The 592-nt window shown below is 32.4% G+C and carries 1 protein-coding gene; it reads left to right on the top strand.

What is annotated here, in order from left to right; translation table 11 throughout:
• The coding region (locus ACFILZ_RS10140; RefSeq protein WP_375611094.1) for a type ISP restriction/modification enzyme at window positions 1–280 on the top strand (280 nt) is incomplete at its 5' end.
• Between the last annotated feature and the right edge of the window lie 312 nt (window positions 281–592).

The following is a 592-nucleotide window of genomic DNA, read 5'->3' as shown; positions in this document are numbered from 1 at the left end:
TGTTATTTACAATAGCAATATTACCATAACAGATATCCCTCTTGAAGCTTATGAGTATATCGTCAATGGCAAGCCTGCTCTTGAATGGGTTATGGGGCGTCAATGCGTTAAGACTGATAAAAAGAGTGGTATTGTCAATGATGCCAATCGCTATGCTGTTGAAACCGTTGGCAACCCTGCCTACCCTCTAGAGTTATTTCAGAGGGTTATTACCATAAGTTTAGAGACAATGAAAATCGTTAAGAACCTACCAAAACTAGAGATTAGAGAAACTGAATAACTTATAAAGCATGCTCACATAATGGGCATGCCAATCTTATTAAATCCGCTTATGTATTAGTTTAACTAACAGTCTATTTTATCATCTGTTATGAGATAAACTAAGATAGGAAATAATTACGTTATCAAGATCTCTTTAATGGACTTTTGTAAATTCTTTAAACGTATCATCTTGTGAGTTGATTACCTATAATCTTAAAAGGAATAATTTATCATGCGTTATTCTAAAAAGAAACCATTTGCACTTTTAGATACTCTTATTTGGATTGCTTTAAGACTTTTAAGAAATCCACTCTTAAATAGAATTAGATTT

Source organism: Bartonella sp. AP40SXNS, from assembly GCF_042195825.1.
In the GTDB taxonomy this organism is placed as follows: Bacteria; Pseudomonadota; Alphaproteobacteria; order Rhizobiales; family Rhizobiaceae; genus Bartonella.
The sequence above is the reverse complement of the archived record's forward strand: the minus strand, read 5'-3'. Positions and strand labels throughout refer to the sequence as shown.